This window comes from Mesorhizobium sp. RSR380A, from assembly GCF_054719385.1.
The window spans coordinates 2,199,691-2,225,761 of sequence record NZ_JBTTIB010000001.1 but is presented as its reverse complement, the minus strand read 5'-3'; the positions used below and the strand labels follow the sequence as shown (position 1 = coordinate 2,225,761).

General features: G+C 62.4%; 26 protein-coding genes and 1 pseudogene. 16 read left to right on the top strand and 11 right to left on the bottom strand.

What is annotated here, in order from left to right; translation table 11 throughout:
- Positions 1 to 19 precede the first annotated feature (19 nt).
- Entirely contained in the window at positions 20 to 172 is a 153-nt protein-coding gene (locus tag ACYG9Z_RS10720; protein ID WP_023670666.1) for a hypothetical protein, read from the bottom strand.
- A 171-nt stretch (positions 173 to 343) separates the two neighbouring features.
- Between ACYG9Z_RS10720 and ACYG9Z_RS10715 the strand changes: the two genes are divergently transcribed.
- The 3 genes from ACYG9Z_RS10715 to ACYG9Z_RS10705 are packed head-to-tail and all read left to right on the top strand — an operon-like array spanning position 344 to position 2,978.
- On the top strand, positions 344 to 955 hold the full coding sequence (locus ACYG9Z_RS10715; protein ID WP_023670667.1) for a shikimate kinase: 612 nt from the start codon (positions 344 to 346) through the stop codon (positions 953 to 955).
- The gene (gene aroB / locus ACYG9Z_RS10710; RefSeq protein WP_023751684.1) at positions 952 to 2,085 is read left to right on the top strand and encodes a 3-dehydroquinate synthase; all 1,134 of its coding nucleotides are present in this window, start codon (positions 952 to 954) and stop codon (positions 2,083 to 2,085) included. The genes ACYG9Z_RS10715 and aroB overlap by 4 nt, the downstream gene beginning before the upstream one ends.
- Positions 2,082 to 2,978 carry an HlyC/CorC family transporter gene (locus ACYG9Z_RS10705; RefSeq protein WP_023751685.1) on the top strand — a complete coding sequence of 299 codons (897 nt, stop codon included), beginning with the start codon at positions 2,082 to 2,084 and terminating at the stop codon, positions 2,976 to 2,978. The genes aroB and ACYG9Z_RS10705 overlap by 4 nt, the downstream gene beginning before the upstream one ends.
- Before the next feature lie 41 nt (positions 2,979 to 3,019).
- On the opposite strand, the gene ACYG9Z_RS10700 is transcribed toward ACYG9Z_RS10705, so the two are convergent.
- Genes ACYG9Z_RS10700 through ACYG9Z_RS10690 form a run of 3 tightly spaced genes read right to left on the bottom strand, consistent with a single transcriptional unit; the run spans position 3,020 to position 7,852 of the window.
- Positions 3,020 to 4,570 carry a SpoVR family protein gene (locus tag ACYG9Z_RS10700; RefSeq protein ID WP_023670670.1) on the bottom strand — a complete coding sequence of 517 codons (1,551 nt, stop codon included), beginning with the start codon at positions 4,568 to 4,570 and terminating at the stop codon, positions 3,020 to 3,022.
- Between the two features lie 7 nt (positions 4,571 to 4,577).
- Complete coding sequence (locus ACYG9Z_RS10695; RefSeq protein WP_023686733.1) at positions 4,578 to 5,885, bottom strand: YeaH/YhbH family protein; 1,308 nt, start codon at positions 5,883 to 5,885, stop codon at positions 4,578 to 4,580.
- A 17-nt stretch (positions 5,886 to 5,902) separates the two neighbouring features.
- A complete protein-coding gene (locus ACYG9Z_RS10690) occupies positions 5,903 to 7,852 on the bottom strand; it encodes a PrkA family serine protein kinase (protein ID WP_023686732.1) in 1,950 nt (649 codons plus the stop codon).
- A gap of 152 nt (positions 7,853 to 8,004) precedes the next feature.
- On the opposite strand from ACYG9Z_RS10690, the gene ACYG9Z_RS10685 reads away from it, so the two are divergent.
- On the top strand, positions 8,005 to 8,433 hold the full coding sequence (locus tag ACYG9Z_RS10685) for a hypothetical protein (protein WP_245259876.1): 429 nt from the start codon (positions 8,005 to 8,007) through the stop codon (positions 8,431 to 8,433).
- Positions 8,390 to 9,943 carry an acetolactate synthase large subunit gene (locus ACYG9Z_RS10680; RefSeq protein ID WP_023737435.1) on the top strand — a complete coding sequence of 518 codons (1,554 nt, stop codon included), beginning with the start codon at positions 8,390 to 8,392 and terminating at the stop codon, positions 9,941 to 9,943. The genes ACYG9Z_RS10685 and ACYG9Z_RS10680 overlap by 44 nt, the downstream gene beginning before the upstream one ends.
- Positions 9,944 to 9,954: 11 nt before the next feature.
- On the opposite strand, the gene ACYG9Z_RS10675 is transcribed toward ACYG9Z_RS10680, so the two are convergent.
- A complete protein-coding gene (locus ACYG9Z_RS10675) occupies positions 9,955 to 10,257 on the bottom strand; it encodes a BolA family protein (RefSeq protein ID WP_023670675.1) in 303 nt (100 codons plus the stop codon).
- A 168-nt stretch (positions 10,258 to 10,425) separates the two neighbouring features.
- Here ACYG9Z_RS10675 and ACYG9Z_RS10670 point away from each other — a divergent pair, with 168 nt between their 5' ends.
- The 4 genes from ACYG9Z_RS10670 to ACYG9Z_RS10655 all read left to right on the top strand — a co-directional run bounded on the left by ACYG9Z_RS10670 (position 10,426) and on the right by ACYG9Z_RS10655 (position 15,097).
- Positions 10,426 to 11,055 (top strand): J domain-containing protein, encoded by a 630-nt coding sequence (locus ACYG9Z_RS10670; RefSeq protein ID WP_032887126.1) that lies wholly within the window; start codon positions 10,426 to 10,428, stop codon positions 11,053 to 11,055.
- 123 nt (positions 11,056 to 11,178) lie between these two features.
- The gene (gene cobS, locus ACYG9Z_RS10665; protein WP_023670677.1) at positions 11,179 to 12,165 is read left to right on the top strand and encodes a cobaltochelatase subunit CobS; all 987 of its coding nucleotides are present in this window, start codon (positions 11,179 to 11,181) and stop codon (positions 12,163 to 12,165) included.
- Between the two features lie 11 nt (positions 12,166 to 12,176).
- Positions 12,177 to 14,075, top strand: coding sequence for a cobaltochelatase subunit CobT (gene cobT / locus ACYG9Z_RS10660; protein ID WP_023737436.1), 1,899 nt, complete (start codon positions 12,177 to 12,179; stop codon positions 14,073 to 14,075).
- The gene (locus ACYG9Z_RS10655) at positions 14,072 to 15,097 is read left to right on the top strand and encodes an esterase-like activity of phytase family protein (RefSeq protein WP_023737437.1); all 1,026 of its coding nucleotides are present in this window, start codon (positions 14,072 to 14,074) and stop codon (positions 15,095 to 15,097) included. The genes cobT and ACYG9Z_RS10655 overlap by 4 nt, the downstream gene beginning before the upstream one ends.
- A 5-nt stretch (positions 15,098 to 15,102) precedes the next feature.
- On the opposite strand, the gene ACYG9Z_RS10650 is transcribed toward ACYG9Z_RS10655, so the two are convergent.
- From ACYG9Z_RS10650 to rpmB, 3 genes are all read right to left on the bottom strand, one after another.
- Positions 15,103 to 15,774, bottom strand: coding sequence for a polyamine aminopropyltransferase (locus ACYG9Z_RS10650; RefSeq protein ID WP_023714983.1), 672 nt, complete (start codon positions 15,772 to 15,774; stop codon positions 15,103 to 15,105).
- Positions 15,775 to 15,777: 3 nt separating this feature from the next.
- On the bottom strand, positions 15,778 to 16,458 hold the full coding sequence (locus ACYG9Z_RS10645; protein ID WP_023737438.1) for a queuosine precursor transporter: 681 nt from the start codon (positions 16,456 to 16,458) through the stop codon (positions 15,778 to 15,780).
- A 162-nt stretch (positions 16,459 to 16,620) separates the two neighbouring features.
- A complete protein-coding gene (gene rpmB, locus ACYG9Z_RS10640; protein WP_023670682.1) occupies positions 16,621 to 16,917 on the bottom strand; it encodes a 50S ribosomal protein L28 in 297 nt (98 codons plus the stop codon).
- A 260-nt stretch (positions 16,918 to 17,177) separates the two neighbouring features.
- On the opposite strand from rpmB, the gene ACYG9Z_RS10635 reads away from it, so the two are divergent.
- From ACYG9Z_RS10635 to ACYG9Z_RS10625, 3 genes and pseudogenes are all read left to right on the top strand, one after another.
- Positions 17,178 to 17,978, top strand: a complete 801-nt coding sequence (locus ACYG9Z_RS10635; protein WP_023714981.1) for a DUF3108 domain-containing protein — start codon at positions 17,178 to 17,180, stop codon at positions 17,976 to 17,978.
- 44 nt (positions 17,979 to 18,022) lie between these two features.
- A complete protein-coding gene (yddG, locus tag ACYG9Z_RS10630) occupies positions 18,023 to 18,910 on the top strand; it encodes an aromatic amino acid exporter YddG (protein WP_023714980.1) in 888 nt (295 codons plus the stop codon).
- A pseudogene (locus ACYG9Z_RS10625) lies at positions 18,907 to 19,580 on the top strand (lysoplasmalogenase). Before yddG ends, ACYG9Z_RS10625 begins: the two are co-directional and overlap by 4 nt.
- On the opposite strand, the gene ACYG9Z_RS10620 reads toward ACYG9Z_RS10625, so the two are convergent.
- Together ACYG9Z_RS10620 and gloB are read right to left on the bottom strand one after the other, a co-directional pair.
- On the bottom strand, positions 19,577 to 20,008 hold the full coding sequence (locus tag ACYG9Z_RS10620) for a cupin domain-containing protein (protein ID WP_023699114.1): 432 nt from the start codon (positions 20,006 to 20,008) through the stop codon (positions 19,577 to 19,579). The pseudogene ACYG9Z_RS10625 and the gene ACYG9Z_RS10620 sit on opposite strands and share 4 nt — an antisense overlap.
- 20 nt (positions 20,009 to 20,028) lie before the next feature.
- Complete coding sequence (gene gloB / locus ACYG9Z_RS10615) at positions 20,029 to 20,796, bottom strand: hydroxyacylglutathione hydrolase (protein WP_023670687.1); 768 nt, start codon at positions 20,794 to 20,796, stop codon at positions 20,029 to 20,031.
- Positions 20,797 to 20,914: 118 nt separating this feature from the next.
- On the opposite strand from gloB, the gene ACYG9Z_RS10610 reads away from it, so the two are divergent.
- From ACYG9Z_RS10610 to ACYG9Z_RS10600, 3 genes are all read left to right on the top strand, one after another.
- Positions 20,915 to 21,697: a class I SAM-dependent methyltransferase gene (locus ACYG9Z_RS10610; RefSeq protein ID WP_023670688.1), complete on the top strand. Its 783-nt coding sequence runs from the start codon at positions 20,915 to 20,917 to the stop codon at positions 21,695 to 21,697.
- A 137-nt stretch (positions 21,698 to 21,834) separates the two neighbouring features.
- Positions 21,835 to 23,655, top strand: a complete 1,821-nt coding sequence (locus ACYG9Z_RS10605) for an ABC transporter ATP-binding protein/permease (RefSeq protein WP_023737439.1) — start codon at positions 21,835 to 21,837, stop codon at positions 23,653 to 23,655.
- A 64-nt stretch (positions 23,656 to 23,719) separates the two neighbouring features.
- The gene (locus ACYG9Z_RS10600) at positions 23,720 to 24,508 is read left to right on the top strand and encodes a DUF1194 domain-containing protein (protein ID WP_023685356.1); all 789 of its coding nucleotides are present in this window, start codon (positions 23,720 to 23,722) and stop codon (positions 24,506 to 24,508) included.
- A gap of 51 nt (positions 24,509 to 24,559) precedes the next feature.
- Here the strand turns inward: ACYG9Z_RS10600 and ACYG9Z_RS10595 are convergent, their stop codons facing one another.
- A complete protein-coding gene (locus ACYG9Z_RS10595; RefSeq protein ID WP_023673297.1) occupies positions 24,560 to 25,495 on the bottom strand; it encodes a glycosyltransferase family 2 protein in 936 nt (311 codons plus the stop codon).
- A 248-nt stretch (positions 25,496 to 25,743) separates the two neighbouring features.
- On the opposite strand from ACYG9Z_RS10595, the gene ACYG9Z_RS10590 reads away from it, so the two are divergent.
- Positions 25,744 to 26,064 (top strand): DUF1330 domain-containing protein, encoded by a 321-nt coding sequence (locus tag ACYG9Z_RS10590; protein WP_023685354.1) that lies wholly within the window; start codon positions 25,744 to 25,746, stop codon positions 26,062 to 26,064.
- Positions 26,065 to 26,071 lie beyond the last annotated feature (7 nt).

Sequence of the window (26,071 nt, the reverse complement as noted above, 5' to 3'; positions counted from 1 at the left end):
GTTTTGGGTCAGTTTTGGGTCAGTTTTTCTTGGGGTTCAGCTTTTCCGGTGGAATGCGCACGGTGATTTCGGCTTTTTTCGGCTCGACGAACATCGCCAACGCCACCATCGTACCATAGGCAATGCCGGCAAGAATCATCATCGTCACGACAAAGCGGAACAGTGTCGGCATCAATCTTCGCCCGTCTTCTTGCTCTGCGATTCCAAGCCCGTGTCCTTATGGGACGCTAATTCCGTCAATTCAAGGACGAAGGGCTCTGCGTGCGAAAGGCGCTATGCTTGACGCAAACGGGCTTTTGATGTCGATACGCCGGCAAAGACGGCTTAGAAACAGCATGGTCTCATGAACGCGTTACCAGCAAATCCTCCCGGCGATAGCCATGCCGCGCTGCTCGACAGGCTGGGCAGCCGCTCGATCGTCTTTGTCGGCCTGATGGGCGCCGGCAAGACGGCGATCGGCCGCAAGGTGGCGACGATGCTGTCGCTGCCCTTCGTCGACAGCGACCAGGAGATAGAAACCGTGTCGCGCATGACGGTGCCGGAACTGTTCGAACGCTATGGCGAGACCGAATTCCGGGCATTGGAGCAGCGCGTCATCCTGCGCGTGCTGGAGAGTGGGCCGCAGGTGCTGTCGACCGGCGGCGGCGCGTTCATGAATGCGCAGACGCGGGAAGCGATCGCCGGGCATGGCGTGTCGGTGTGGCTGAAGGCCGAGATCGACCTGTTGATGGAGCGCGTGTCCAAGAAGCAGAACCGGCCGTTGCTCAAAAGCGCCGATCCGCGCGCCGTGCTCGAGCGACTGATGGGCGAGCGCTACCCGGTCTATGCCACGTCCAACATCACCGTGCCGACACGCGACGACCGCAAGGAGGTCATTGCGACGGAGGTTGTCGACGCGCTGTGCGGGCATTTCGGCATTCCGGCTCCGACTGCGCCGGGCGAGGTGCGGCTGTGAGCGAACCGGTCACTGTCGAGGTCGGCCTTGGCGAGCGCGCCTATGACATCCTGATCGGCCCCGGCCTTTTGGCGCGCGCCGGCGCCGAGATTTCGCGCCGCCTGCCCCGCACGAGAGCGGCGGTGGTCACCGACGACAATGTCGCGGCGGCACATCTCGACGCGCTGAAGGCCGGTCTGGAAACAGGCGGCATCCAGCCTGCCGTCATCACTTTGCCGGCCGGCGAAAAGACCAAGAGCTTTGCCCATCTCGAAGAGGTAGTCGACGGCGTGCTCGCCGCCAAGCTGGAGCGCGGCGATGTCGTCATTGCGCTCGGCGGTGGCGTCATCGGCGACCTGACCGGCTTTGCCGCCGGCATCGTGCGCCGCGGCATGAATTTCGTCCAGATTCCAACCTCGCTGCTGGCGCAGGTCGATTCCTCGGTCGGTGGGAAGACCGGCATCAACAGCCCGCGCGGCAAGAATCTGGTCGGCGTCTTCCACCAGCCGAAGCTGGTGCTGGCCGACACCGAAGTGCTCGACACGCTGCCGATCCGCGAATTTCGCGCCGGCTATGCCGAGCTTGCCAAATACGGGTTGATCGACCGACCGGCGTTTTTCGCCTGGCTGGAAGCGAACTGGGAAAAGGTGTTCGCTGGCGGACCGGAGCGGACCGAGGCCATTGCCGAGGCGTGCCGCGCCAAGGCCGATGTCGTCGCCCGCGACGAGTTCGAAACCGGCGACCGCGCACTGCTCAATCTTGGCCACACATTCGGCCATGCGCTGGAAGGCGCCACACAGTATGACGGCGCCCGCCTCGTCCATGGCGAAGGCGTCGCCATCGGCATGGCCTTGGCGCACCGTTTTTCCGCAAGGCTCAATCTGGCCAGCCCGGACGACGCGGCGCGCGTGGAGGCGCATCTTCGCGCCGTCGGTCTACCCTGGCGGATGGCCGACATCCCTGGTGAGTTGCCCGATGCCGAGGCGCTGCTTGGCTTCATCACCCAGGACAAGAAAGTGTCGCGCGGCGCGCTGACCTTCATCCTGACGCGCGGCGTTGGCCAGGCTTTTATTGCCAAGGATGTACCTGCGTCGGAAGTACTTTCGTTCCTCAGGGAGAACCACCCGGGCCAGGAAAGCCGGCCGCGATGATCAACGAGCCCGGCTGGACCGTCGTCGCCGTCCTTGCCATCCTCATCCTGCTTGTCCTGGCCGTGCGCACGCGCCTGCTTGCCATGTTCGGCTATGAGTTGTCGCGCATCGAGCCGCAGCGCTCGACCCAGGACGAGTTGCGCGGCGCGGTCGACGATTTCCGCCGCGACGGCCAGATGGTGCGAGAGGACCGCGACCGCGTCGGCGGGCTGTTCGATCTCGCCGAGCTCGAAGTCTCCGACATCATGGTCCACCGCACCAATATGCGCTCGGTCAATGCCGACAATGGGCCGGAAGCGGTGGTGCGCGAGATCCTGCAAAGCCCGCACACCCGCATGCCGTTGTGGAAAGGCTCTCTCGACAACATTGTCGGCGTGCTGCACGCCAAGGACCTGCTGCGAGCGCTGAACGAGGTCGGCAACGACTTTTCCCGGGTCGACGTGATGAAGATCGCGTCGAAGCCTTGGTTCGTGCCCGACACCACGACGCTGCAGGAACAGCTCAACGCCTTCCTGCGCGCCAAGGCGCATTTCGCCATCGTCGTCGACGAATATGGCGAGGTCGAAGGGCTGGTGACGCTGGAGGACATTATCGAGGAGATCGTTGGCGAGATCGCCGACGAGCACGATGTCGACATTCAGGGCGTCAAGCAGGAGGCGGACGGTTCCGTGGTCGTCGACGGCACCGTGCCGATCCGCGATCTCAACCGGGCGCTCGACTGGAACCTGCCTGACGAGGAAGCGACCACCATTGCCGGGCTGGTCATCCACGAGACGCAGTCGATCCCCGAGGAAAAGCAGGCTTTCACCTTCCACGGCAAGCGCTTCGTGGTGATGAAACGCGACAAGAACCGGATCGCCAGGATCAGGATCAGGCCGGCGGGCGAATCCTAAAGGTACCGAGCAGGCCCGCAACAGAACGCTCTTTGCCGAGCTTATGCCGCGATCTGGCTCGTAGACCGTTCGTGGATGGTCGCACCGGTTTGAGCGTCAACTGCAACCAGGCTGACCTCGTAGCCCCAGAGGCTGCGGACATGGCGGAGCGTCGCGTCACGGCTGGCGCCTTCGAGCACAACACCATCCTTTACCCTGTGTTGCAGTCGCAACTGCCGGTCGCCGAGCAGGTCGACATCAATCACCTGGATGTCCGGCCGATTCGCTCCAAGGTCGTAACTGTGGGCAAGCTGGGCGCGTATCTTGTGATAGCCACGTTCGTTGTGGATCGACGCGACTTCGAAATGCGGTTTGTCGGCTCCATCGCCAAGCACGAAGAACCGCCATTTTCGGATCAAGCTCGGGCTGAGATACTGGCGGATAAAGGATTCGTCGCGGTGGTTGGCCCAGGCCTCAAGCAGGACCTCGCGCCAGTTGCCATGTCCTGCAATGTCCGGGAACCAGTCGCGGTCCTCCGCCGTCGGCTCGGTCGAAATGCGCTGTATGTCCTGCATCATGTCGAGGCCGAGGGCATAGGGATTGATGCCTGAAAACCGGGGATCGTCAAAGGCCGGCTGGAAGATCACGTTCGAATGGTTGCGCAGGATTTCGAGCATGGCACCTTCGCCGATCCGGCCACGATCGAATAGCATGTTCATGAGCGTATAATGCACGAAGGTGGCGCAGCCTTCATTCATCACTTGAGTCTGTCGCTGCGGGTAGAAATATTGCGCGATGACGCGGACGATCCTGATGATCTCGCGCTGCCAGGGTTCCAGGATCAGGCTGTTCTTCTCGAGGAAATACAGGAGGTTTTCCTCGGGCAGGTTGAGCGATCTCTTGCGCTCCGCCATCCCTTGATCCTCATTGCCGGACTTGTTTTTGTTCTGCGACGGCGGCAGCGTGCGCCACAGATCGTTGTAGGAGCGCTCTTCGTATTCGAGGCGCTCGCGAAGCCCTTCGCGCTGTCGCTCCGACGAGAGCTTTGGCGGCCGGTGGTAGCGGAACACCCCTTGTTCCATCAGCGCATGGGCGGAATCGAGAATGGCCTCCACTGCTGCAAGGCCGTGCCGCTCCTCGCACCGGGCGATGTAGCCCTTGGCGAAGTCCAGATAACCCAGGATTGCCCCGGCGTCGGTCCATTGCTGAAACAGATGATTGTTCTTGAAGAAATGATTGTGGCCAAGCGCCGCGTGGGCTGTCACAAGGGCCTGCAACGCCATGGTGTTTTCCTCCATGAGGTAGACGATGCAGGGATTGGAGTTGATGACCAGTTCATAGGCCAGCCCCCGACCACCCTTACGGTAAAGAAGCTCCTGGTGAAGGAAATGTTTGCCGAACGACCAATGCCGATACATCAGTGGCATGCCGATAGATGAGTAGGCGTCGAGCATCTGCTGGGAGGAGATTATCTCCATCTGGACCGGGTAAGTATCGAGATGCAACTCGTCGACCGCGATCGCCTCGATCTCTTCAAAAGCCCGCGATAATTTCTCGAAATTCCAGTCGGAACCGGAAAACAACAAATTCGTTTCGTTGGCTCGCCTGACCATCTCTCTCTCAAGCGCTCTTGATGGCCGCCGGCTGCCTGGCGAAGAGCCGGTGGAAGACCGGGTAAATATCCGCGGGAGCAGCGATGCGGCTCATCTGGAAGTTGGGCCATTTCAGTTCAATCGTACTGTAGGCGCGCCAAAGCGACGTCCCGTTTTCGGTAGCACCGAATATGTGGCTCTCGCGTTCGTCGATGATCTCGACATAGGCGAAATACTGGCACAGGCGCATGAGCTTGCCGTTCATGAGCTCTATGCACCGCTCGGAATCGGTGGTGAAATTGTCCCCGTCAGAGGCCTGCGCGGCGTAAATGTTCCACTCGCTGGCAGGATAGCGCTGGCCGATAATGCGGTGCATTTCGTCGAGCGCGGTGGAGACGATCGTACCGCCGCTCTGCGTGTTGTAGAAGAACGTGTCCTCATCCACTTCGTGCGCCTCATGGGTATGGCGGATGAAGACGATCTCCGTGCGTTCGTAGCGCCGTTTCAAGAACAGGTGCAGCAGCACAAAGAAGCGTTTGGCCAAGTCCTTTTCGCGTTGGCCCATCGATCCGGACACGTCCATAAGGCAGAACATGACGGCATTGGCATTCGGCACCGGCCGGGCGTCGAAGCGGTTGAATCGGATATCGACCGGATCGACAAAGGCAATTCGCCTGCGCCGTCGCTCCAGCCGGTCAAGCTCGTCGCGTAATTCCGCGATGCGCTGGCGCACCGCCGCGCCGGCCGGGGCCGACTCAAGCGTGACGATTTCCCGGAGGATCGCCTCCAGTTCCTGCTGCGTGGGGCGCCTCAGCGCAATGCGCCGGCCTAGGCTGTTGCGCATGGTGCGGCCGGCATTGATGTTGGTCGGGGAACCGGTTGCCGCGAAGCCGGCCCGGCGCGGCTTGAAGGCAAGGATTTCCTTGAGATTGAGCTTAACCAGGTCGGGCAGTTCGAGATCCTCAAAAAAGAGTTCGAGCACCTCCTCGCGTGACAGCACGAAACGAAAATCGTCTTCCGACGCCGTGTTTCCTGGCGACGACGCCGCGCCGCCCCCATGCGGCTTCGGGAGCAGGTCTCCAGGGGAAAAATGCCTGTTGCCCGGAAGGATGTGTCGGCGCCGTCCGCTGGCCCTGTCATCGTTGAAGCTCGGCTCGGCTGTTTTCCTTTCAGGCATGGGCACGGCGTGCTCGGTATCCACGTCGGCGATCCTGCCAGTGCGGATTTGATCGCGAATGCTCCGCTTCAACTCCTCGCGAGCACGCCTGAGGAAGCGCTGTCGATTGCCAAGGCTCTTGTCCTTGGGGTTCAGGCGACGGTCGATGAAGATCGGCATGGAACCATCCGGCTCTGTCAACCCGCCTTGTTCACCCGCATGTACCAGTCCACCAGCCGGCGTACCTGCCGTTCTGTGTAGCCACGCTCGATCATGCGCTGCACGAATTCGTTATGGCGCTTTTCCGTAACGCTGTCTTGCTTGGAGCCGAAGCTGATCACCGGCAAGAGGTCCTCGACCTGTCCGAACATCCGCTTCTCGATGACCTCGCGCAATTTTTCATAGCTGGTCCATGACGGGTTGCGGCCGTGGTTTCTTGCGCGAGCGCGCAGAGTGAACTTCACCACCTCGTTACGGAAGTCCTTGGGATTGGCGATGCCTGCCGGTTTCTCGACCTGCGAAAGTTCGTTGTCCAGGATCTCCCGGTTGAGGATCTGGCCGGTGTCGGGGTCCTTGTAGTCCTGGTCCTCAATCCAGGCATCCGCATAGGCGATGTAGCGGTCGAAGAGGTTCTGGCCGTATTCGCTATAGGACTCCAGATAGGCCTTCTGGATTTCGTGGCCGATGAACTCGGCGTAGCGCGCCGCAAGCTCCGACTTGATGAATTCAAGATAGGCCGCTTCCGTTTCCTTCGGGAACTGCTCCCGCTTGATCGCCTCCTCCAGAATGTACATCAGATGCACAGGATCGGCGGCCACCTCCTCATTATCGAAGTTGAATGTCTGCGAAAGGATCTTAAAGGCAAAGCGCGTGCTGACGCCCGTCATGCCTTCATCGACGCCGGCGGCGTCGCGATATTCTTGGACCGACTTTGCCCTGGGATCGACTTCCTTCAGATTTTCGCCGTCATAGGCGCGCATCTTGGTGTAGAGCGGCGAGTTGTCGTGCTCGGCCAAGCGCGTCGAAACTGCAAAGCGGCTGAGGATGTCCAAAACTTCAGGGGCACAGGGGCTGGCGGCCAACTCGCTCTCACGCAGCAATTTCTCATAGATCTGCCTCTCTTCGGTGATCCGCAGGCAATAGGGTACCTTGACCACCAGGATGCGATCGAGAAACGCCTCGTTGTTCTTGTTGCTCTTGAACTGTTGCCATTCCGACTCGTTGGAATGGGCGACGATGATCCCCTGGTAGGGAAAGGCGCCGAAATTTTCCGTGCCGTTGTAGCTGCCTTCCTGTGTTGCGGTCAGCAGCGGATGCAGAACCTTGATGGGTGCCTTGAACATCTCGACGAATTCAAGCAGACCTTGCGTGGTCCGGTTCAGGCCACCGCTATAGGAATAGGCATCGGGGTCGGACTGGCTAAAATTTTCCAATTGCCTGATGTCGACCTTGCCGACCAGGGCCGAGACATCCTGATTGTTCTCATCGCCAGGTTCGGTCTTGGCAATGCCGATCTGGCGCAGCCGCGAAGGCATCAGCTTGACGACGCTGAATTTGGAAATGTCGCCAGACAATTCGTCGAGGCGCTTGGCCGCCCATGGCGAAATCAATCCGTTCAGCCGGCGCCGGGCTATGCCGTATTTATCCTCTAGCAGATCACCCATGTGATCGGGATGGAACAGCCCAAGCGGCGACTCGAAAACCGGGCTGATCTGGTTGCCGACCTTCAGCGTGTAGATCGGGCGCTGCTCCATCAGTTTCTTCAGGCGCTCGGCCAGAGAGGATTTGCCGCCGCCGACCGGGCCGAGGAGATAGAGGATCTGCTTGCGTTCTTCGAGCCCCTGCGAGGCATAGCGGAAATATCCAGCTATGCGCTCGATCGTATCCTCCATTCCATAGAAGTCGGAAAAATGAGGGTAGATCTTGAGGGTCCGATTCGCGAAGATGCGGCCGAGGCGCTCGTCTTTGCTGGTGTCAACCAGTTTTGGTTCGCCGATTGCGTCGACCATCCTTTCGGGCGCCGAAGCGTACATCGATTTGTCTTCCCGACAGGCAAGAAGATACTGTTGGATGCTGACCTCTTCGTCCGCCGCATTGGCATAAATTTCCGAAAAAAGATCGAAGACGTCGGATTGGGTTGCACGCATGATGTTCTGCCCTCGGAGCCGATCTGGATTCCAATCGCCTCATCACCTTCAACTGTCGGAAAGCATTGTTGGTTCCCTTCACATGAAGGAGAGTGGCTGCAATCCGGGTAGAAGGCTTGGGAGGAAACATTCGGAGTGGCTGGAATGGCGGGTTGCCCGGTGCTGCGGCGCTGATGGGCGGCGTTGTCGCCGGCCAGCTATCTCGATGGACACAAGCATCCGCCGACCTTCATCGCCTATTCGCGCGCCGAAGGCCGCGACGACCAATCGAAGGCTTTGCCAAACGCCTGCGCGCCATCGGCACTGAAGTGACGCTGTTCGACGGCAACGCCTACACGCATATGTCGATCAATCACGACTTCGGCGAGGACGGCGACGCGTTGACCGCCGCGATGCTGGCCTTCCTGAATGGACCGTCGGTTGATCGCCGGATCCCCGCGAGGCGTCCTGGATCAGACCAAAAGCCCCGGCGGGACATTGCCGACCCGGCGCCTACAGGTGCAATTGTTCCTGAATTGTCGATTGGGAAAGAAAATCATGAATGGCGCCGATCTGCTGTGCGACGTGCTCCTGGCCAATGACGTCACGGTCTGCTTCGCCAATCCTGGCACATCCGAAATGCATTTCGTTGCCGCACTGGACCGCAAACCTCAGATGCGCTGCGTGCTCGGCCTGTTCGAGGGCGTGGTGACCGGCGCCGCCGACGGCTATGCGCGCATGACCGACCGCCCGGCAGCAACGTTGCTGCATACCGGACCGGGTCTCGCCAACGGTTTGGCCAACATGCACAACGCAAGGCGGGCGCGCAGCCCGATGATCAACATTGTCGGCGACCATGCTTCTTACCATCTGCCGCTCGATGCCCCGCTGACCAGCGACATAGAAGGCCTGGCGTCGCCGATGTCGAACTGGGTTGGCCGCGTCAAGGGGCCGGCCGATATTGTGCCGGCCGCAGAGGCGGCTTTCCGCGCCTCACTCACGCCGCCTGGCGTCACGACGCTGATCCTGCCTGCGGATGCGGCCTGGGGCGAAGTTGCTGCGATTTCGCCTGGCAAGGTGAAGCTGGCGCCGCCGCCCGCGGTCGACATGGCTGTTGTGCACACGATCGCCGAAGCAATCCGCGCAGCGCCGGACCGTGTCGGCATGGTGGTGCGTGGGCAAGCGGCGCGCGCCGATGCCCTTGAAATCACAGGGAGAATCTCATCGGGAAGCGATGTCAGGCTGTTCAGTGAGGTTCTGATCGCCCGCATGCAACGCGGCCGCGGGCGGTTCGCCCCGACCCGCATTCCCTATCCGGTCGATGCGGCGACGGCCATGCTCCGGGATATCGACTTGCTGGTGCTGGTCGGCGCCAAGGAGCCGGTTGCCTTCTTCGCCTATCCCGGCAAGCCCGGGCGGCTGGTTCGGGACGATTGCAAGGTGCTTTTGCTGGCGGCGCATGGCCAGGATCTGAAAGCGGCGCTGGAGGCGCTGGCTGCCGAGGTCGGCATCAAGCCGACGCAGCAATTCGCCGCCGCAACCGCCTTTCCAGACGAACCGACGCTGAGCGGCAGACTGACGGACGATGCCATCGCGCTGTCGGTGGCGCGCAAACTTCCGGCCAATGCCATCGTCTGCGACGAAGCGGTCACCTCGGCGAGACGGTTCTTCGCGCTATCCGCCTTTGCGGCGCCGCACGACTACATGATGGGTACGGGCGGATCGATCGGCGGCGGCATTCCGATGGCGACAGGAGCAGCGATCGCCTGCCCGGACCGCAAGGTGATCAATCTCGAGGCCGACGGCAGCGGCATGTACACGGTGCAGGGACTGTGGACCCAGGCCAGGGAAAAGCTTGACGTCGTGACCATCATCTTTTCCAACCGGACCTACGCCATCCTGCATGGCGAAATGAAGAATGTCGGGGTCAATGAGATCGGCGAGAACGCTAGGCGCATGCTCGATCTCGACCATCCGGCGCTGGACTGGGTTGCGCTGGCCAAAGGCATGGGCGTCGAGGCGGCCCGCGCCGACACGTGCGAGCGGTTCGACGCGCTGCTCGACAGTGCCCTGTCGCGTCCGGGACCGTTTCTCATCGAAGCGGTGATCTGAGGCGGAGAGACTTACCAACGGGTCTTTTCGCCGGGTGCAGCCGGTTCGATTGCCAGCGCATGGACACCGGCTTGCAGCTCCGCTGCGAGCAATTCGTTGACGGCGCGGTGGCGGTCGATGCGGCTCATGCCGGCAAAGACGGATGAGACGATGCGGACGCGAAAATGCGTCTCGCCGGTGCCGTCATAGGCACCGTGATCGTCGGAGCCGTGGTGGTGATGACCGGCATGAAGGTGGCTTTCATTGACGATCGCCAGCCGCTCCGGCGAAAACGCCTTGTTCAGCTTGTCTTCCATCGTCGCCTGTATGGACATCGCCATCTCCCTTCACCATATCTGCAAGGCGTGATCGGGAAATCGGGATCGATCCCGCCGGGCCGCCTCAAAAATCGCCATTCGCCCTGCTTTATGCCGCGATTCAGCGGTTAGGGCGATGATCGCGAAAATGTCAATTCTTGTTTCGCACGTGCGAACAGCCCATAAATGGGTGAGATGAAACCGTACCCCAAATATTTCGAGAAAATTCGGGTCCGTCCCGACAAGGATGCGGAGCTGAAGTCGCACTCGCCGATCTGCCAGTGGGACGGCTGCAAGGAGGCCGGTACCCACCGGGCGCCGGTCGGACGCATGAAGGAAGGCGAGTATTTTCAGTTCTGCTTCGATCATGTGCGCGAATACAACAAGGGTTTCAACTACTTCTCCGGCGTGCCGGACACCGAGATAGCCCGCTTCCAGAAGGAAGCGATGACCGGCCACCGGCCGACATGGAAGATGGGCGTCGCCGGCGCCTCGACGCGCTCCTCGCCCGATTTCGCCCAGCAGCGTTCCGGTCGCGCCGGCTATTACAACCGCATGCGCGATCCCTTCGATCTGTTCAAAGGGCCGAAGGACCCGCGCGAGGCGCGCGAACGCAAGGCCAAGCCGCTTGAGGCCAAGGCGCTGGAAACGCTTGGCCTTGATACAAAGGCGACTGGCAAGGACATCAAGGCGCGCTATAAGGAACTTGTGAAGCGCCACCATCCGGATGCGAATGGCGGCGATAGAGGTTCGGAAGACCGGTTCCGCGATGTGCTGCAGGCCTATCGCGTGCTCAAGCAGGCGGGTTTGTGCTGAGCGACCTAACGGTTCGTGTCGTTTTCCAACTTTCATAAGGGTGGAAAAGGCTCTAAGACCGCCCCCGGACAAAAACGATTGCCGGCGAAATCAGGCATTTCGCCCGTGGAGACTCGGATAGAGATGAACAAGGTCGATCGCGACATCGCCAATTTGCCCGACACGACGGTGTCAGTGAAAGACAAATTCGGCTTCGAGTCCAAGATGGTGGTGCCGGCCTATTCGGTGACCTCGGAACATGTGCCGGACATCGATCCGGATTATCTGTTCGACAAGGCGACGACGCTGGCGATCCTTGCCGGCTTTGCCTACAATCGCCGCGTCATGGTCTCGGGCTATCACGGCACCGGCAAATCGACGCATATCGAACAGGTCGCAGCCCGCCTTAACTGGCCCTGCGTACGCGTCAACCTCGACAGCCATGTCAGCCGTATCGACCTCGTCGGCAAGGACGCCATCGTCGTCAAGGATGGCCTGCAGATCACCGAATTCCGCGACGGCATCCTGCCTTGGGCCTACCAGCACAATGTCGCGCTCTGCTTCGACGAGTACGATGCCGGCCGTCCGGACGTGATGTTCGTCATCCAGCGAGTGCTGGAATCATCGGGGCGCCTGACGCTGCTCGACCAGAGCCGGGTCATCCGCCCGCATCCGGCGTTCCGCTTGTTTTCGACCGCCAACACCGTTGGCCTCGGCGACACCACCGGCCTCTATCACGGCACGCAGCAGATCAACCAGGCGCAGATGGATCGCTGGTCGATCGTCACCACGCTGAACTACCTGCCGCACGACAATGAGGTGAACATCGTGCTGGCCAAGGCCAAGCACTATCGCGACGGCAAGGGCAAGGACATCGTCAACAAGATGGTGCGCGTCGCCGACATGACGCGCTCGGCCTTCATCAATGGCGATCTGTCGACCGTGATGAGCCCGCGTACCGTCATCACCTGGGCCGAAAATGCCGAGATCTTCGGCAATATCGGCATGGCGTTCCGGCTGACCTTCCTCAACAAGTGCGACGAGCTGGAGCGTTCGGTGGTGGCCGAGTTCTACCAGCGCGCCTTCGGCGAGGATTTGCCCGAGAGCGCCGCCAACGTGGTGCTGGGGTAAGCTGAGCCTTGATGGCGGGTCCGGGCGACAACACGCGCAACAAGTCGAAGACGGGGTCTGAAGCCGACAGCTTCAAGCGTGCCGTCACCGTCTGCATGCGCGCCATCGCCGGCGACAAGGAGCTCGAAGTCGGTTTCGCCAAGGACCGCCCGGCGCTCGCCGGCAGCCGCGCCCGACTGCCCGAACTGCCGAAGAAAGCGTCCAAGACAGACATCGCGATTACTCGTGGCCTGGGCGATTCCATGGCGCTGAAGCGCGCCTGCCACGATCAGCGCATCCACACCAAACTGGCGCCGGAAGGCAAGCTGGCGCGCTCGATCTATGACGCCGTGGAACAGGCCCGCGTCGAGGCGATCGGCAGCCGCGCCATGCAGGGCGTCGCCGACAATATCGGCTCCATGCTGGAGGACAAATACGCCAAGGCCAACCTTGTCGACGTCAAGGACAAGGCCGACGCGCCGATCGAGGAAGCGCTGGCGCTGATGGTGCGCGAGAAGCTGACCGGACGGCCGATCCCGAAGAGCGGCGAACGGCTGGTCGACCTCTGGCGGCCCTGGGTCGAGGAAAAAGCCAAGGCCGATCTCGACGGACTGTCGGCCAAGCTTGGCGACCAGCAGGCCTTTGCCCGCGTCGTGCGCGAGATGCTTGCGTCCATGGAGATGGCCGAGGAACTCGGCGACGACCAGGAAACCGAAGACTCCGAGGACAATGACGACAACCAGCCGCAAGGCGAGGAGCAGAGCGAGGAGGGCGGCGAAGAGGATTCCGGCTCCGAGCAGTCGCAGTCCGAGGATGCCGAGGCCTCCGCCGACGACGAACAGTCGTCGGAGACTGAGGCCTCCGACGCCACTGCCGACGATCTTTCCGACGATGACGATGCGGACGCCGAAACGCCGGGCGAGGCGCGCCGCAACGACAACCCCTTCGCCAACCTGCCGAAAGAGATCGACTACAAGGTTTTCACCACCGCCTTCGACGAGACGGTCGGTGCGGAAGAGCTGTGCGAGGAGGAAGAACTCGACCGGCTGCGCGCCTTCCTCGACAAGCAGTTGGCCAATCTCTCCGGCGTCGTCGGCCGGCTCGCCAACCGGCTGCAGCGCCGCCTGATGGCGCAGCAGAACCGTTCCTGGGATTTCGACCTCGAAGAGGGTTATCTCGATCCGGCACGCCTGGTTCGTGTCGTCATCGACCCGATGCAGCCGTTGTCGTTCAAGCAGGAGCGCGACACCAAATTCCGCGACACGGTGGTGACGCTGGTGCTCGACAATTCGGGCTCGATGCGCGGTCGGCCGATCACGGTTGCCGCCACCTGTGCCGACATTCTGGCGCGCACGCTGGAGCGCTGCGGCGTCTCGGTCGAGATCCTCGGCTTCACCACGCGCGCGTGGAAGGGCGGACAGGCTCGCGAGAAGTGGCTGAAGGACGGCAAGCCGCCGAACCCCGGCCGGCTCAACGATCTGCGCCACATCATCTACAAATCCGCCGATCATCCGTGGCGTCGCGCCCGGCGCAATCTCGGCCTGATGATGCGCGAGGGCCTGCTGAAGGAAAACATCGACGGCGAGGCGTTGTTATGGGCGCACAACCGGCTGATCGCCCGGCCCGAACAGCGCAAGATCCTGATGATGATCTCGGACGGCGCGCCGGTTGACGATTCGACGCTGTCGGTCAATCCTGGCAACTATCTCGAGCGGCACCTGCGCGCCGTCATCGAGCTGATCGAGACGCGCTCGCCGGTCGAGCTTCTGGCCATCGGCATCGGCCACGACGTCACCCGTTATTACAGGCGCGCCGTCACCATCGTCGATGCCGAGGAACTGGCCGGCGCCATGACCGAGCAGCTGGCCTCGCTGTTCGCCGAGGAAAACGTGCGCGATACACGCCGCGGCGGCTACCGGCGCGCCGGATGATTTTCTTGCGCGGCGGGTTTCGGCAGATGCTCTTCGCGGTCACTGCCTTGTCCGGCATGGCGTTTGCGCCGGCCATCGCCGCCGGCCCAAGCGCGGTCGAGCCGGTCCAAGTCTCGGCGCGGCCGATCACCACCTTCCATATCGGCAGCGCCGACAAGCAGTTTGGGCCGCTGGAATTCGTCGGCGGTCTTGAGATGAACTCGACGACGCGCGATTTCGGCGCGCTGTCGGCATTTCGGTTCGTCAAACCCGGCAGCGATTTCATCGGCGTCGCCGATACGGGCTTCTGGTTCTTCGGCTCGATCACCCATGATGCCGACAAGCGGCCGTCCGGCATCCAGAATTTCCGCATGCAGCAGATGGTCGATGAGAAGGGCCGGCCGATCGACAGGAAATGGGAAGTCGATGCCGAGGGCCTTGCAGTCAAGGACGGCATCGCCACCGTCGGCTTCGAGCGCGATCACCGCGTCGCCCAGTTCAAGATCGACCCCAGCAACATGACGGCGCCGTTCAAGCAACTGAACTTTCTGGTTCCAGCCCGCGAACTGCGACAGAACCGCGGTTTCGAGACCGTCACCCACGCCAATCCCAACGGCCAGCACGAGGGCGGCCTCGTCGTGGTCTCGGAAAAGAGCTTGGACAAGGCTGGCAACATCTATGCCGCCATCATCGAAGGGCCGCACAAGGGCGTCTTCACGGTCAAGCGCAACGGCGATTTCGACATCACCGACGGCGCTTTCCTGCCGAATGGCGATCTCTTGCTGCTGGAGCGCAGTTTCTCGATGGCCGGCGGTGTCAGGATGCGGCTGCGACGCATCTATGGCGAAAGCGTCGAGAAGGGCGCGGTTGCCGACGGGCCGGTGCTGATGGAAGCCGATATGGGCTACCAGATCGACAATATGGAAGGGCTCGACGTCTGGACCCGCGATGACGGAGCGCTGATGGTGTCGCTGATCTCGGACGACAACCATTCGATCCTGCAGCGCAACCTCTATCTGGAATTCATCCTGCACCAGGATTGAGAGCCCTAAGGCTTGGTGGCGATCCAGATGACGTGGCGCGCGCCGCGCTTGCCATTGGCGCGCGTCTTCACCTCGTCCACGACAAAGCCCGCCTGCTTGAGCCTAAGTGTGAAGCCGGCATCGGGGCCTTGCGACCAAACAGCCAGCACGCCCCCGGGCCTGAGCGCTGCACGCGCCGCGCCGAGGCCGGCAGCGCCATAGAGGGCGTCGTTGCCCCTGTAGACGATGCCTTCGGGGCCATTGTCGACATCGAGCAGGATGGCGTCCCAGGCTGCCTTGTCGGATCTTATGATGTGCCCGACGTCGGCTTCGCGAACCGTCACACGGGGATCGTCGAGACAGCCGGCGAAGACCGCCTCCATGGGGCCGCGCGCCCAGGCGATGACGGCGGGGACTAGCTCGGCAACCGTGATGCCTGCGTCGGCGCCCAATTGGGCAAGCGCAGCGCGCAGCGTAAAACCCATGCCGAGGCCGCCGATCAGGATTTTCGGTTGGGCGCGGCCGCCGATCTTTTCACAGGAGAGCTTGGCCAGCGCTTCCTCGGAGCCGCTGAGGCGGCTGTTCATCAGCTCATTGGTGCCGAGCATGATCGAGAATTCGCTGCCGCGCTGCTTGAGGCGCAGTTCCTGTCCGCCGTCAGGCGTTTTGGCCGAGCCGAGCTGGACCCAGGGAATCACGGCCTAGACAGCCACGGCCGGCTGGCTCCAGTGGGCGGCGAGCAGCCGGTAGGGGATCAGGGCCACAACAGCGATGATCAGCTTCACCGAGAGGTCGCCCAGCGCCCAGGAGACCCAGCGCATGGTCTCGAACGGCAGCACGCCCATCAGCGGCGCCGTCTCCAGCGCAAAGCTGTCGTTCGGGCCGGCAAAAGCGAAGGCGGCCGAAAAGGCGATGCTGAAGAACACCAGGGTGTCGAACACCGAGCCGACCAGCGTGCCGACGATCGGCGCGCGCCACCAGCTCTGCCGGCGCAACCGGTTGAACACGGTGACGTCGAGCAATTGCGCGCAAAGGAAGGCCGCGCCGGAAGCTGTGGCGATGCGCACCAGCCGGTCGGCTGATGTCTCGAACTCGATCAGGCCGTGGCGAAACAGGAAGGGCGGGACGAGGATCGAGCAGACCACAGCGGTCATGAAGCCGACAAGGACGATGCGGCGCGCCACGGTCGGCCCGTAGCGGCGGTTGGCAAGGTCGGTGACCAGGAAGGAGAAGGGATAGGTGAAGGCGCCCCAGGTCAAGATGTCGCCCAGCGACAGACCGCCGGCCTGGCCCTGCATCGGGAACTGCACGAGGATGTTCGATGCCACGACGACAAGCGCCATGGCGGCCACAAAGGGCAGATATCGCGAGAAGGAAGTCATTTTTTTATTCTGGGTAATGGAACCAGCCAGGCGCTAGCCGAAATCCGGATCGCGCTGCCTTGCAAGTTTTGAGCATCGGATTGCTCCGATGCTGCTGCCTTTAATGTTTTGAGCATCGGATTGCTCCGATGCTCAGGGCGGTCGTCCCCCGCCTTGATATCGTTAAGCGGCGGGCTGGTCAGCCAGCTTCTTGGCGATCTGCTTCTTCAACAGGCGCGCGCGCTGCGACAATTCCTTGGCGTCGGCCTTGGCTAGGAAGGCGTCGAGGCCGCCGCGATGCTCGACCGAACGCAGCGCGTTGGCCGAAATGCGCAGGCGCACATTCTGGTTCAGCGCTTCCGAAATCAGCGTCACATTGACGAGGTTCGGCAGGAAGCGGCGCTTGGTCTTGTTGTTGGCGTGGCTCACATTGTTGCCGGTCTGGACTGCCTTGGCAGTGAGTTCGCAGGTGCGGGACATGGTTCTAACCTTCAGTTCTGTCTAGCCTGCCAAACCTTGTTCGCCCGCGCCGGGTGGCGCGCGGTTTCAGTCAGGCGGCCTTATGGAAAAGTTGGCGTTCCATAGTTGCATTTCGCCAATGCGTCAAGCTCCGGCTTACCCACGACTGTGACGAGCGTTTCACATAAAGGCCGGAATTCAGCCTATAAGCGGTCGGACAGGGACATATCAAGCCGGAGTCGCCCGCGCTCCGGATAAAAAAATCAAGGACCGAGCCCGCCATGCTTCGCCCGTCACATGCCGTTGTCGCCATACTTGTCGCCGCCTTGCCGACATCCACCCTTGCTGCCGCGCCCGCAGCCACCGCACAGTCCTTCAAGGGCGAATACACGGTGTCGTTCCTCGGCCTTTCCGTGGCCAAGGCGACATTTTCCAGCCACTACGAAGGCGGTAACTATTCCATAGACGGCACCGTCTCCAGCGCGGGTCTCGCCACCTTGTTCGACGACACGAGCGGCACGATCTCGTCAAAGGGCAAGATCCTGGGCAAGCAGATGCAGCCACAGGTATTTCGCGCGGATTATAAGTCCGGCAAGAAGGCTTCCATGGTCGATATCCGCTTTGCCAATGGCGCGGTGACCGCCACCCAGGTCATTCCCGAACCGAAAAAGCGCAATCCCAAAAACTGGATACCGCTGGGCAGCAACGATCTGGCATCGGTGCTCGATCCGATGGCGGCTACCGTCATCCATGCCGACAGCCTCGACCAGGTCTGTGGGCGCAAGGTGAAATTCTATGACGGCGAGATGCGCGCCGACCTGACGCTGACCTACGCCTCGAAAGGATCGATCTCGGTCAAGGGCTACAAGGGCGACACCGTTACCTGCAAGATGAGCTTCGAGCCGGTGGCAGGCTACCGCAAGGGCCGCAAGGCGCTGAATTACCTGAAGAAGAAGAGCCAGATGATGGTGACGTTTGCACCGCTCGGCCAAACCGGCATATATGCGCCCATCCACGCCACGGTCGGGACGCAGATCGGCACCTTGACTGTCAGCGCGGGGCGGTTCGAAGCAACTGAATAGACGCGCCCACCCGAATAGAATGGGGCGCGTCGCCGGAGACGGGCATGGGGCGCGCAACACTGATCGGTTTCTCGGCGGTCGCCATGTGGGCGCTGCTGGCGTTGCTCACCGATGCGTCGGGCGCCGTGCCGCCATTCTTGCTCTCGGCCATCACCTTCACCATCGGCACCGCGGTCGGGCTGGTTGCCCGGCTGTTCATGCCGGCGACCGATAAAAGCCTGAAGATCCCACGCCAGGTCTGGGTGATCGGCATTGCCGGACTGTTCGGCTACCATTTCTTCTATTTCACCGCGCTGCGCAACGCGCCGGCGGTGGAGGCAAGCCTGATCGCCTATCTGTGGCCGCTGCTGATCGTGCTGGGATCAGCGCTGATGCCGGGCGAGAAGCTGGCCTGGAACCATGTCGTGGGCGCGCTGCTCGGGCTCGCCGGGACCGTGCTGATCGTCACCAAGGGTGGCGGCCTCGCCTTCGATGCTCGCTACACCTTCGGCTATGCGATGGCGGCCGTGTGTGCGCTGCTGTGGTCGTCCTATTCGCTGCTGTCGCGGCGCTTTCCGGCGGTGCCGACCTCGATCGTCACCTGGTTCTGCGCCGCCACGGCAGCCCTGTCCCTCATCTGCCATCTTCTGCTGGAAAAGACGGTGCTGCCCGATGGCCCCGGCCAGTGGCTGTCGGTGGTTGGTTTGGGGTTGATGCCGGTGGGTGCCGCCTTCTACGCCTGGGATATCGGCGTCAAACGAGGCAACATCCAGGTGCTCGGCGCGGCAAGCTATGCGGCGCCACTGCTGTCGACATTGGTGCTGATCGCGGCGGGCGTTGCCGAGCCGTCGCTGCGTATCCTGGCGGCCTGCGTGCTGATCACCGGCGGCGCGGCGCTGGCGGCGAAATCGTTGTTCCTGCGCAAGGCGGCAACGGGTGGAGCAAGCGCATGACGATGCCGTTTGCCGGCGGCATTGACGCCAATGCCAACGCCACATTGATTTTTTCGCTGGTGGCGGCGGTGATCTACGCCCTCACCCTGGATATGCGGCCGACGCTGGCCCGCTCGGCGGCAAAGACGCTGTCCGTGGCCATGCTTGCGGCGCTGGCCTTCATGCAAGGTGGGCAGCTGTTGCTCGTCGCGGCGCTGGCGCTCAGCGCCGTCGGCGACGCCTTCCTGTCGCGTGACGGCGAAAAGGCCTTCCTCGGCGGGCTGGCCAGCTTCCTTGCGGCGCATGTCCTCTATGTGCCGCTCTTCCTGCGCAGCGGCGGCGGGCTGGATGTGCTCAGCACCGAGACATGGCGCGGCGCCATCGCGCTGGCCATGGCGGCCTTCGCAGTCGTCATGCTGGCAGCACTCTGGCGCCGTGTCAGTCCCGGCCTGCGGGTGCCGATCGCCGTCTATATCGCGGCCATTCTGGCGATGGGCATCTCGGCGTTGACGCTCGACAATCCGTGGGTCATCGGCGGCGCTGTTATGTTCATGGCATCGGACGGGCTGCTTGCCGCGAGAAATTCCTGGTTCCGGCAATAGCACCCTATCGCGCCGGCATCCGTTATGCGGTCTGGGTGCTGTACTACGCCGCCCAGCTCTGCATAACTCTTGGTTTTCTTCTGGCCTAAGGCTGCCAGCCCGGCTCGGCCATTTCAAACGCGGCGAAGTCGAAGCCCGGCGCCACGGTGCAGCCGACCAACGTCCATTCGCCGAGGCTGCGCGCCGATTGCCACCAGCCGGCCGGCACGACGATCTGCGGCCGCTCGCCCGCCGCAAGCTCAATGCCGAGCACCTGCTCGATCACCTGGTTAAGCATTGGACTACCTTCCTCGCACATCGACAGCGCCAGCGGCGCTCCGGCATGGAAGTGCCAGACCTCGGCCGCGTCCTTGACCCGGTGCCAGGCCGAAATCTGGTCCTGTTCAAGGAGGAAATAGATCGCCGTCGAATGGCCACGCGCGCCACCGGCGCCGTCGCGAAAGGTCTCGGCATACCAGCCGCCTTCCGGATGCGGCTTGAGGCCAAGCATGGCGATGATTTCAGCGGCGCTGGTCATGGCTGATCCCGGAACGATGCTCAGAAATTGTCCTTGCGCTTGCGGATTTCCGCGAACACTTCGGCGTCGGAGGCCTCCTCCATACCGAGATGCTTGCGGATCGCCGGGTCGTGCCAGCGCAGGAACGGATTGGTCGACAATTCCTCGCCGATCGTGGTCGGCAGCGTCGCCTTGTTGTCGGCGCGCAGGGTCTCGATCTTGGCGGCGCGTTCTTTCAGCGCCGAATTGGTCGGGTCGACGGTCAACGCAAAGCGGGCGTTCGAAAGCGTATACTCATGGCCGCAATAGATGACCGTGTCCGCCGGGAGTGCGGCGAGCTTCTTCAGCGACTCATACATCACCGGCGGCTTGCATTCGAACAGCCGGCCGCAGCCGAGCGCGAACAAAGTGTCGGCGGTGAACGCCACTTTCGAGGCCGGAAAATGATAGGAGACATGGCCCGCAGTGTGGCCGGGCGTGGCGATGACATCGATCCGCTCGCCGCCGAGATGGACGACCGAGCCTTGCCCGACGGTCTCGTCGATGCCGGGGATCTTTTCCTTTTCAGCCTCCGGTCCGACGATGCGCAGCTTGAAGCGCTCCTTCAGCGCCAGATTGGCCTCGACATGGTCGACATGGTGGTGGGTGGTCAGGATCATCGTCGGCTTCCAGCCGGTACGCTCGATCGCGGCAATGATCGGCGCTTCTTCGGGCGCGTCGATAATGGCGGTCTCGCCGCTTTTCGGGTCATGCACCAGCACGCCGAAATTGTCGCTGCGGCACATGAACTGTTCGATTTCGACGGGCATTGGCATCTCTCCATCTGTTGGCGCAGACATAGGGCGCTTGGCCGCCGATGTCACTCTAGCTTTGCAGAACGTGCCGGCTTTGTTGAACTTGGGCGGCATCGCAGCTACCGTCCCGCGCATGCATTCCGATATCGTCGATCTCCGCTCCTTCTATTCGACCACGCTCGGCCGCCTGGCTGAACGCTCGATCACCATGGCGCTGTCCTCAATATGGGCAACAGTGCCCAATGAGCGGCTGGTCGGGCTCGGCTATACCTTGCCGTGGCTGGAGCGGTTCGGCACCGATGCCGAGCGGGTGTTTGCCTTCATGCCTGCTACGCAAGGCGCCGTCGTCTGGCCGGCGAACGGGCCGACGGCTACGGCGCTGGTCTTCGACGAGGAATTGCCGCTGGTCGATTCCTGCATCGACCGCATGCTGCTCGTGCATTCGCTCGAACATGTCGAAAACCCGCGCGAGACGCTGAACGAGATCTGGCGGGTGCTGTCGCCGGCAGGGCGCGTCGTCATCGTCGTGCCCAACCGGCGCGGTGTCTGGGCGCGGTTCGAGCACACGCCGTTCGGCAATGGCCGGCCGTTCTCGCGCGGCCAGCTGACAGAATTGCTGCGCGAGGCGAATTTCACACCGGCTTCCTGGTCCGACGCGCTGTTCTTCCCGCCATCGCCGCGGCGCTTCATGATGCGGTTCCACAATGTGCTGGAGCGCGCCGGCCGGCGGTTCTGGCCGATCTTTTCCGGCGTCATCGTGGTCGAGGCGCAGAAGCGGCTCTATCAGGGCGTGCCGGTCGCGCAGCGCGCCTCGCGCCGTGTCTTCGTGCCGGTACTGTCACCGCACGGTGCGACGCGGCTTGGCCGCCGGGCGGAAGGGGTGACATCGACGACGCGTCAGGTGACACCTTCGTGATCATCATGAAAACTGGTGTTGCGTGGGTTTTTCCCACCTACCTGTCGCAGATGCATTCGCGGTCCGTTTGAGCGGCGGATGCCTTCAAGTATCTCCATCTGGTTTCAGCAACGCTTCTGAACGCAAGGACCTCGTGCATGGCTGATCAACCGGACAAGTCCGCCACCGCTCAGCCGGTAACCGTCGAAGCCAGCAGCCTGCGCGATCAGGTGGCGACGATCAAACGGGCGCTGATAGGCTCACCGGTGCGCAAGTGGCTGGTCTGGACGTCGGTCGGCATTATGGCGGTCATCGTCGCGACGTCGATCGGCCAGGTTCTGCTCAACCGCTGGAACCAGCCTTTCTACGATGCGCTGGCGCGTCGCGACATGGCGGCCTTCCTGCATCAGCTGATGATCTTTGCCGTGATTGCCGGCACGCTGCTGCTGCTCAACATCGCTCAGACCTGGCTCAACCAGATGATCCGGCTGAAGCTGCGCGAGGCGCTGACGCTCGACCTGATCGACCAATGGATGCGGCCGGCGCGGGCCTTCCGGCTCGCCAATGCCGGCGCCATCGGCGTCAATCCCGACCAGCGCATGCAGCAGGATGCCGCGCATCTGTCCGATCTGTCGACGGACCTCGGCGTCGGCCTGCTGCAATCCTTCATCCTGCTGGTGTCGTTCGTCGGCGTGCTTTGGCAACTCTCGTCGGGCTTCGTCTTCCACATCAACGGCTGGTCGCTGGCGATACCGGGCTACATGGTCTGGGCCGCGTTCCTCTATGCCGGCATCGCCTCCTGGCTGAGTTGGCTGGTCGGGCGGCCGCTGATCCGCCTCAACAGCGACCGCTACACCCGCGAGGCCGAGCTGCGTTCCGGGATGGTGCGCGTCAACGAGAATGTCGACGCCATCGCGCTCTATCACGGCGAAGCCGATGCCAAGAGACGGCTCGAAATCGACCTTGGCACGGTGCTGGGCGCGATGCGAAACATCTACAAAGCGCAAATCAACCTTTCCTGGGTGACCGATACCTATGGCTGGATCACCGTGGTGGCGCCGATCCTTGTGGCATCGCCGGTCTATTTTTCAGGCGATATCAGCTTTGGCGGGTTGATGATGGCGGTCGGCGCCTTCAACCAGGTGCACTCGTCGCTGCGCTGGTTCATCAACAATATCGGCGGCATAGCCGACTGGCGCGCCACGCTGATGCGCGTTGCCGACTTCCGCATCGCGCTCGATGAAACCGATGTGCTGCACGACAAGGAAAAGCGCATCGAATTCGGCGACAACGCCAATGGCAGCCTGACCTTCGAGAAGCTCCAAGTGGCCTCGCCGGAGGGCTGCACCAAACTTTCAGACAGCCATGTCGAGATCCATCCCGGCGAGCGCGTCATGATCACCGGCGACCCAGGCGCCGGCAAGACATTGTTCTTCCGCGCCATTGCCGGCCTTTGGCCCTGGGGCAGCGGGCGGATCGGCTTGCCGGCCGGAGAAACGCCGATTTTCGTGCCGCGTGTTCCGTATTTTCCTGCCGGCACGTTACGCGAAGTGCTGCATCCGAATGGCTCGGCGCCGGCTGGCGATGCTGATTTTGGGGCGGTACTGGCCGAGGTCGGGCTCGAGCGGCTGTCATCCTCGCTCGACCGTTCCGCACGGTGGGAGCGTGAACTCAACGATGACGAACAGCGGTCGCTGGCCTTCGCCAGGCTGGCCTTGCGGCAGCCGAAATGGGTGATCATCGACGAAGCGATGGACGCGTTCGATGGTCCTTCGCTGCGAAGGGTACTGTCCATGCTGGAGAAACGCCTGCCGGAGACCGCGATCCTCAACATCGGGCGCGGACTGCACAATGGTCATTTCTTTCCACGCGCATTGAACATCGTGAAGGATACGGGTGCTGCGCCACTGAAACCCGCCCGAGTCAGGACCGGCGCCATCGACCCGCCGCCGAAAGCGGCCGTGCGGCGAAAGAAGTAGAAGGGGCTTTATTTCGCCGCGATCGCGGCGAAGATTCACGGGTCGAAACATCCGTGGTGCGGCCATGCTCGATGCGCTCGGCCTGCTTGCCTGCCTTGCCTGCACCACGCCCGTGGCTGCCCCGGCCGTTGCCGTGGATGTTGAACTGGTGCTGGCCGTCGACATCTCACAGTCGATGGACGAGAGGGAGTTCGCGCTGCAGCGCGCTGGCTATGTCGAGGCGCTCAGGCATCCCGATTTCATCAAGGCCGTGCGCTCGGGAACCACCGGGCGCATCGCGCTTGCCTATTTCGAATGGGCGGGCGTCGTGCGCGAGGATGGCGTCATCGCTTGGCAGGTGATCGACAGCGCAGAGAGCGCCAACGCCTTCGCCGACAGAATAGAAGCGCGGCCGTTCCGCAGCTTTCGCGGCACCTCGATTTCCGGTGCGCTTGCCTTCGGCGCCGGGCTGTTCGAGGGCACGGGGTTCGATGCGCCACGCAGCGTCATCGACATTTCCGGCGACGGTCCCAACAACACCGGGCTGCCCGTCGCCACGACACGCGATGCGGCGGTGGCCAAGGGCATCGTCATCAACGGCCTGCCGATCCTGATCAGCCCGTCGCCGACCTTCAGCCATCTCGACCAGTATTATGACGACTGCGTCACCGGTGGGCCCGGCTCCTTCGTGTTGCCGATCTATGCGGCCTCGGAATTCGCCACCGCCATACGCCGCAAGTTGATCCTGGAGGTGAGCGGCATCGCCGATGCGACCGTGGTCCCGATCGATGCCGCCGCACCCATGGACTGCCTGCAGGGCGAACGCGACCGGCGGCTATATTCCGACCCATATCTGCCGGAACTCGACAAATGAGGTTTGAGGCAGTTCGGAGGGGAAAGCCGCTGCGCGGCTTGTCGGCAAACTTCAGGCCGGCCGTGCACCGTATTTGTCGCGAAATTCGGCATAGAGATCGCGGCGCCAGCGCCGGCCGCCGACATAGCCACGCAACAGCTGCGGCAGCGAATAGCCAAGCGCCTTCGACGACCGGTTGGCCATATAGCCGGAGAACGCCTGCGAAACCCTGCCCTTGAGTGCATCGGCGATGAGCTGCCGGGCGATCATGTAAGGCGGAATGTAGGGGTAGCGGTCGGCGATATAGGGGTGCTTGTCGATCAAGCTCGCATAGGCTTCGACATAGCCGTCCCGGCGACCGGAGATCGAATTCTCCGAGTTGTACTTTTTCCAGTCGATCACTTCGGACAGCTGCGCGCCGCTGCGACGGGCAAAGCGCAGCAACAATTCGCGATCCTGCATGCGCGTGACGTCACTGTCGTAGCCGCCGATGGCCAGCAGCGACTCGCGCCGGGCGGTGATTGCCGACCCGGCAATGAAGATGGTCTGCGCGACAAGGGCCCGCTCCAGCGAGTCGCGGCTCAGCAGCGCTTCGCGGTTGACGCAGTTGGTGCGGCGATTGCCCTTCAGCGACACGAAGGAACTGATCAGCACTTCGAGCGAGGGATTGTTGTCGAACTGCTCCAGCGTCCGCGCCAGGCGATCCGGCAAATAGACGTCGTCGGAATCGAGGAATGTCACCACCGGCGCCTGCGCCCGCTCGATGCCGGCATTGCGGGCGGCATTGGCGCCGCGCCATTTCGAGCCAACATAGATCAGCCGTGGATCGCGGATTTCGGCAAGTGCGGCTGCCGTACCGTCGGTCGAGCCGTCATCGACGACAATGTGTTCGAACCGGGGAAAATTCTGCGCCAGCACGCTCTCCACGGCGCGCACCACCTTGCTGCGGCGATTGTGCGTCGGTGTGATCACCGAGATCAGCGGAGCGAGGTCGGTTGCCTTGGACATGTTGCTTCGATTGTGCCCCGAAATGCCTGGAGGCCGGAGGTTTTGATGGTCGCCGTCCAAGCCTTACCCCGGGATGGCATTCGATTCGACGCTACAAAAAACCAGCGGCAATGTCATCACAAACTGTTGAGCCAGGACGCCGGTAAGCCGGCCGATTACCCCAGACGTAATCGACCGATGGCCATCATGTCTGCAGATTGCGCCAACGAAGCCGGTCGTCGGGCTTCGATCTCACAGGGAGTTCAGCCATGGCCGCCTACGCCGTCGCCCATATGCGTCAAGTCACAATGGGCCCGCAGATTGTCGAGTATCTGCAGAGGATCGACGCCACATTGGAGCCGTTCGGCGGCCGCTTCCTTGTCCACGGCGGCGACATGGACGTGGTCGAAAACGAATGGCCCGGGCATCTGATCGTCATCGAGTTTCCGGACAGGGCGCATGCGTGGGGCTGGTACGATTCATCAGCCTATCGGGAGATTCTGGCCTTGCGCACCGACAACTCCCACGCCGATGTGATCATCGCCGATGGCGTTCAGCACCCGCACAAGGCGACGAACGTGCTGGAATAGGGGCAAA

What these genes read in the sequence shown, in the direction of transcription:
- ACYG9Z_RS10645 (WP_023737438.1), bottom strand. Translation starts at nt 16,458, where the DNA reads ATGACTTCCTTCTCGCGATATCTGCCCTTTGTGGCCGCCATGGCGCTT.
- cobS (WP_023670677.1), top strand. Translation starts at nt 11,179, where the DNA reads ATGAACAAGGTCGATCGCGACATCGCCAATTTGCCCGACACGACGGTG.
- rpmB (WP_023670682.1), bottom strand. Translation starts at nt 16,917, where the DNA reads ATGTCCCGCACCTGCGAACTCACTGCCAAGGCAGTCCAGACCGGCAAC.
- ACYG9Z_RS10655 (WP_023737437.1), top strand. Translation starts at nt 14,072, where the DNA reads ATGATTTTCTTGCGCGGCGGGTTTCGGCAGATGCTCTTCGCGGTCACT.
- ACYG9Z_RS10590 (WP_023685354.1), top strand. Translation starts at nt 25,744, where the DNA reads ATGGCCGCCTACGCCGTCGCCCATATGCGTCAAGTCACAATGGGCCCG.
- ACYG9Z_RS10600 (WP_023685356.1), top strand. Translation starts at nt 23,720, where the DNA reads ATGCTCGATGCGCTCGGCCTGCTTGCCTGCCTTGCCTGCACCACGCCC.
- ACYG9Z_RS10715 (WP_023670667.1), top strand. Translation starts at nt 344, where the DNA reads ATGAACGCGTTACCAGCAAATCCTCCCGGCGATAGCCATGCCGCGCTG.
- ACYG9Z_RS10610 (WP_023670688.1), top strand. Translation starts at nt 20,915, where the DNA reads ATGCATTCCGATATCGTCGATCTCCGCTCCTTCTATTCGACCACGCTC.
- yddG (WP_023714980.1), top strand. Translation starts at nt 18,023, where the DNA reads ATGGGGCGCGCAACACTGATCGGTTTCTCGGCGGTCGCCATGTGGGCG.
- ACYG9Z_RS10620 (WP_023699114.1), bottom strand. Translation starts at nt 20,008, where the DNA reads ATGACCAGCGCCGCTGAAATCATCGCCATGCTTGGCCTCAAGCCGCAT.
- ACYG9Z_RS10680 (WP_023737435.1), top strand. Translation starts at nt 8,390, where the DNA reads ATGAATGGCGCCGATCTGCTGTGCGACGTGCTCCTGGCCAATGACGTC.
- ACYG9Z_RS10705 (WP_023751685.1), top strand. Translation starts at nt 2,082, where the DNA reads ATGATCAACGAGCCCGGCTGGACCGTCGTCGCCGTCCTTGCCATCCTC.
- ACYG9Z_RS10675 (WP_023670675.1), bottom strand. Translation starts at nt 10,257, where the DNA reads ATGTCCATACAGGCGACGATGGAAGACAAGCTGAACAAGGCGTTTTCG.
- ACYG9Z_RS10635 (WP_023714981.1), top strand. Translation starts at nt 17,178, where the DNA reads ATGCTTCGCCCGTCACATGCCGTTGTCGCCATACTTGTCGCCGCCTTG.
- ACYG9Z_RS10690 (WP_023686732.1), bottom strand. Translation starts at nt 7,852, where the DNA reads ATGCGTGCAACCCAATCCGACGTCTTCGATCTTTTTTCGGAAATTTAT.
- gloB (WP_023670687.1), bottom strand. Translation starts at nt 20,796, where the DNA reads ATGCCCGTCGAAATCGAACAGTTCATGTGCCGCAGCGACAATTTCGGC.
- ACYG9Z_RS10605 (WP_023737439.1), top strand. Translation starts at nt 21,835, where the DNA reads ATGGCTGATCAACCGGACAAGTCCGCCACCGCTCAGCCGGTAACCGTC.
- ACYG9Z_RS10670 (WP_032887126.1), top strand. Translation starts at nt 10,426, where the DNA reads ATGGGTGAGATGAAACCGTACCCCAAATATTTCGAGAAAATTCGGGTC.
- ACYG9Z_RS10695 (WP_023686733.1), bottom strand. Translation starts at nt 5,885, where the DNA reads ATGCCGATCTTCATCGACCGTCGCCTGAACCCCAAGGACAAGAGCCTT.
- cobT (WP_023737436.1), top strand. Translation starts at nt 12,177, where the DNA reads ATGGCGGGTCCGGGCGACAACACGCGCAACAAGTCGAAGACGGGGTCT.
- ACYG9Z_RS10595 (WP_023673297.1), bottom strand. Translation starts at nt 25,495, where the DNA reads ATGTCCAAGGCAACCGACCTCGCTCCGCTGATCTCGGTGATCACACCG.
- ACYG9Z_RS10720 (WP_023670666.1), bottom strand. Translation starts at nt 172, where the DNA reads ATGCCGACACTGTTCCGCTTTGTCGTGACGATGATGATTCTTGCCGGC.
- ACYG9Z_RS10700 (WP_023670670.1), bottom strand. Translation starts at nt 4,570, where the DNA reads ATGGTCAGGCGAGCCAACGAAACGAATTTGTTGTTTTCCGGTTCCGAC.